The sequence below is a fragment of the Aneurinibacillus danicus genome, assembly GCF_007991215.1.
GTDB lineage: Bacteria > Bacillota > Bacilli > Aneurinibacillales > Aneurinibacillaceae > Aneurinibacillus > Aneurinibacillus danicus.
Genome location: NZ_BJXX01000234.1, coordinates 1 through 4,638 on the forward strand (window position 1 = coordinate 1; position 4,638 = coordinate 4,638).

General features: G+C 38.8%; 6 protein-coding genes. 1 reads left to right on the plus strand and 5 read right to left on the minus strand.

Annotation, left to right across the window (positions count from 1 at the left end):
- Positions 1-6: 6 nt before the first annotated feature.
- Complete coding sequence (gene pgoN / locus ADA01nite_RS21245) at positions 7-849, minus strand: glyoxal/methylglyoxal reductase (protein ID WP_146812427.1); 843 nt, start codon at positions 847-849, stop codon at positions 7-9.
- A gap of 56 nt (positions 850-905) precedes the next feature.
- The gene (locus ADA01nite_RS21250; protein WP_146812428.1) at positions 906-2,132 is read right to left on the minus strand and encodes an MFS transporter; all 1,227 of its coding nucleotides are present in this window, start codon (positions 2,130-2,132) and stop codon (positions 906-908) included.
- A gap of 292 nt (positions 2,133-2,424) precedes the next feature.
- On the opposite strand from ADA01nite_RS21250, the gene ADA01nite_RS21255 reads away from it, so the two are divergent.
- Complete coding sequence (locus ADA01nite_RS21255) at positions 2,425-2,796, plus strand: winged helix-turn-helix transcriptional regulator (protein WP_146812429.1); 372 nt, start codon at positions 2,425-2,427, stop codon at positions 2,794-2,796.
- Between the two features lie 514 nt (positions 2,797-3,310).
- Here the strand turns inward: ADA01nite_RS21255 and ADA01nite_RS21265 are convergent.
- The 3 genes from ADA01nite_RS21265 to ADA01nite_RS21275 form a co-directional block, all read right to left on the minus strand.
- Entirely contained in the window at positions 3,311-3,748 is a 438-nt protein-coding gene (locus ADA01nite_RS21265) for a dual specificity protein phosphatase family protein (RefSeq protein WP_146812431.1), read from the minus strand.
- 221 nt (positions 3,749-3,969) lie between these two features.
- The gene (locus ADA01nite_RS21270; protein ID WP_146812432.1) at positions 3,970-4,176 is read right to left on the minus strand and encodes an alpha/beta-type small acid-soluble spore protein; all 207 of its coding nucleotides are present in this window, start codon (positions 4,174-4,176) and stop codon (positions 3,970-3,972) included.
- A gap of 321 nt (positions 4,177-4,497) precedes the next feature.
- On the minus strand, positions 4,498-4,623 hold the full coding sequence (locus ADA01nite_RS21275) for a DinB family protein (RefSeq protein ID WP_349679045.1): 126 nt from the start codon (positions 4,621-4,623) through the stop codon (positions 4,498-4,500).
- Between the last annotated feature and the right edge of the window lie 15 nt (positions 4,624-4,638).

The following is a 4,638-nucleotide window of genomic DNA, read 5'->3' on the forward strand; positions in this document are numbered from 1 at the left end:
CCCTAATTAAAAGTCAACGTTATCCGGATCCGGGCCCACACGATGGTTATCATGTAAGGAATTAATTTTTTCCATGTCTTCTTTCGTTAACTCAAAATCAAATATATTTGCATTTTCAATAATGCGATGTTCTTTTGTAGATTTCGGAATGGTCACCACACCATTTTGCAAGTCCCAGCGCAGGATGACTTGTGCAATTGATTTATCATACTTGTCCGCAATCTTTTGTAATGTAGGGTTATCTAACAATTGACCTTGCATCAATGGAGACCAAGCTTCTAACTGGATCTCTTGTTCCTTACAAAATGCTTGTAGTTCTTTTTGTGTTAAACGCGGGTGGTATTCCACTTGATTGACCATTGGCTTAATTTCAGCATCCTGCATTAGATCTTGCAGATGATGGATCTGGAAGTTACTTACTCCAATCGCGCGTACTTTTCCTGCTTTATAAATCCTTTCGAGTGCCTTCCACGTCTCTTTGTATTTTCCTTCTACAGCCCAATGAATAAGGTATAAATCCAGATAATCTAAACCAAGTTTATTTAGGCTTGTTTCGAAAGCGGCCAGGGTGGATTCATATCCCTGGTCCGAATTCCATACTTTTGATGTCACAAATAGGTCTTCTCTAGAAATACTAGCTTCCTTAATTCCTTCTCGTATTCCCTGTCCTACCCCTTCTTCATTTTTGTAAATAGCTGCCGTATCAATACTGCGGTATCCATGTTTAATAGCTGTTTTTACTGCGTTTATCAGTTCAGGACCTTCCTCCACTTTAAATACCCCTAAACCAACCCATGGCATTTTTACACCGTTATGCAACGTTGTTGTATCTTGTAAGCTCTGTATCATAATAAGATGACCTCCCAAATGTTATGATTAAAACTATATTATTATATAAAATTACGCTACGCGACTAATTGCCCCCGATCTTTCTTTTCAAGCACCCTGCTCCAGCCTGTAAGAAGAACAGCACCTACTACCATAAGGGCTCCCACCCATGCAGTATGAATCAGTCCCATTGATTCTGTGACAATTCCACCTAGATATGAACCCATTGCGATCCCTATGTTAAATGCTGCAATGTTAATCGCAGATGCGACATCTACAGAACTTGGAACAAAACGCTGTGCAAGCATAACTACAAATACTTGTAATCCTGGTACGTTCATAAAAGCTAACAATCCCATGAAAATAATAGTAATCAATCCCACAATTTTAAATGGTGCAGTGAATGTTAAAATAAACAATACAATAGCTTGTACGATGAACATATAGAACAATGCACGGATTGGATTTCGATTAGATAGCTTACCGCCAATGATGTTTCCAATCGCAATGGCAATTCCATATACAAATAAAATGATACTGACTTTATCCGCTTTAAAACCTGTAACTTCTTGCAATAATGGAGACAGATACGTAAAAGTTACAAACGTGCCACCATACCCTAACGCTGTAATAATAAAGATAAGAAGCAAACGACCATTGGTGATGAGTTTTAGCTGATCACGGAATGAAGCTGGTGATCCTTTACGCAAATGAAATGGAATTAACATACTGTTCGCGATTAAGGCGATTACCCCAACCGCTACAATGCCAGCAAATGCAAATCTCCAGCCAAAATGTTGACCGATAAAAGTCCCGAGCGGAACCCCTGTAACTGTGGCAACAGTAAGACCTGTAAACATAATGGCGATTGCACTAGCCCGGCGATTTTCCGGCACAAGATCCGCTGCAATTGTAGAACCAATAGACATAAATACTCCATGTGAGAATGCCGAGATAACACGAGCGACAAGAAGTATGCTAAAGCTTGTAGATACAGCTGCGACACTATTACCAGTAATAAATATAATCATAATCCACATCAATAGTGCTTTACGTGACATAGTGGACGTTAACGATGTTAACACAGGTGCTCCAACGGCTACTCCTAGCGCATATAATGAAACGGTTAAACCAGCTGTTGTAACTGAAATTTGCAAATCGCGAGCTATCAGTGGTAATAGCCCTACACTAATAAATTCTGTTGTTCCAATTCCAAACGCGCTAATCGCTAATGCCAACAATGCTAACGTACTTCGTTTTTTATCTACAGTTGTTTCTTGTTGAGTAACGTGATTAGTGCTCATATATCCCCCTCATGTTCAACTTTACATAATTATTGGATTTCCATACAACCTGACCGGATTGCATCATCATCGTATTATGTCTTTTAGCATGCTGCTTCCTCCTGGTTATCTTGTTGTATTGCCCCCCCCTTCAAACAACCTATATAATTGAAAAGGTATAGGTAAAACCGGCTGACAAATGCTATTATGGGGTATATAAATCCAAAGGGGAAGTAAGCACTTTTAAGTAATATAGGTACCGAAAAGTTGTATAGGAACTTCTAAGTACCTATAGAGTAGAAAGGAGAAAAGAATGACAAAGAAGAAATATAATATCTCAGTTGAAGCCACACTAGAAGTCATCGGAGGAAAATGGAAATGCGTAATCCTCTGTCATTTAACCCGTGGCAAAAAACGTACAAGTGAATTAAAACGTCTTATGCCTGGAATTACACAAAAAATGTTAACTCAGCAATTGCGGGAATTAGAGGAAGATGGAATTATCAATCGAATTGCTTACAATCAGATTCCCCCAAAAGTAGAATATGAGCTTAGTGATTATGGATGGAGTCTACAGGAGATTTTAGATTCTTTATGTGCTTGGGGGGAAAAACATATTATCAGAACGTATGGTGATAAGTTTTCTGTCTTAGAGGAAAACGTTTTAAATGATAAACTGAAGTAAGGAAAAAGCAACATTTGACACATGCTTCGCAAGTGTTTCTTCGCTTGCAAAATGGATGAAAAATTTAATCACTTTAAACTTTCTTTGCCGAAAAAAGATCCGGCTGTGCGCCGGGTCTTTTTTAACTCGTTCTCTTTTCTCTCGCTGGCCGCATCGCCAGCACGTTTTCAACTGAGAAGTATCTTGTCGCTCTCCGCTTGAAGCAATACGTCCGAATCCTTCCGTCTTTCACCGACAGCAATCGGATCTTCCGCTGGCTGAGTTGCCCGTTCCTATCTACATAGATGATTTTTATAATCTGTGGTGCTGGAGAGTGGAACATGGTTGGCTAACAGGAATCGATCGTATTATAAGGTCAACCAGATTTTTCTGATTGACCATTTTTATTTTGCCAGGCTTATGACATCAGTAGCCAGTATAGAGCGAGCAAGAAAGTAGAGTCAAGATTCTGACAACCAAACTGTTTTCTCCTTACTTGTAAAAACATGTTTGAGGCTGGTTAAGTTGAATCTGTCTACTCTTCTCGAAGATAATCTTCATACTGTGACAATAACAACATATAATGACGCGGAGGAGTTAAATTGGGCTTTCGTCGCCTAGCAAGTTTGAGTGCTTCATCACGGCTCAGTCCAAACTTTTGCATAAAAAAAGCAGTTATAACAAAACCACTTCTTTCCCTTCCTAACAGGCAATGAATCAGGATTCTATGTCCACTGTCGAATAAAGTATTTATTCTATAGATGAATGGAATAGTCCAATTCAGATTGGGGGCCTTCATAACATTTAATGGGGCCCAAATCATAATTTTATTCCTAAAGTCAAACGGTAGCATATCAGGTTTGGTTCGAAGATTTATGATGACGGTTATATTCTTTTGAATAAATCTCCAATCATCCTTGCTTATCCTTCCCCCGACATATAGGCGTTGAGGAATCATTTCGACCATACTCATGGTAAACCTCCTGTCTTTATGTTCATGGTATTTATATATTCATAAAAACAATTTTCGTTTTTTTTTTAATTTTCGATAAGATTCATTACGATGTGTATAAAAATTAAAAATCCCCTGAGACATTCCCTCAGAGGATTTGACTGTTCCCTACGCTGGCTTCGCTAATTTAAGTTATGCAGTCATGGTAAACGGTGTGCTTTTTTAATATAGAATAACAATGACTAAATACGTCCGCTTAATTGTTGTTCTGCCATCATTATCATGCGTCGAACCATTTCTCCACCTACAGAACCGTTTAGGCGGGAAGTCTGGTCAGCGCCTAATTGAATACCTAACTCTGTTGCAATTTCCCACTTTAATAACTCCAATCTTTGTTCCGATTGTGGAACAAGCAATTCATTTCTGTTTCCGCTTTGTTGTTGAGCCATGAGATAATTCCTCCTATGGAGAATGATGGTTATTGCTAATCTTAAAATCCCTCATAGGAAAGAAATTATACACTTGCTATATTGGTAATTTTTTCAGGATACAATAAAAGACTCGGCTGCATGTCGGACGACTTTCTGTCTGATGTTCAGGTGAAATGATAATCCGGCTCTTTCACCAAGAGCTTTCTTTCTTCCGCCCGAACATTCAGCAGACCGCTATGTATGCTTTTCACCAGCTCGTCTGGTTTAGAGACTACCTATGGTGAATTCCTGCATCGAAAAAGCCTTCGGTATCAACACCGAAGGCGAAGATCAATCTTCTCATTCATAAGTTTTTATGTTCTCCTGTTTAGGAGGTTGAGTAATGAAAAAAGGAAGCTTTTCTATTCCAATTAACCGGGCGTAAAGAAACAATTGACCTTTGTGGTGAACCTCATGATCAATCATAGTATCAAGCCATTA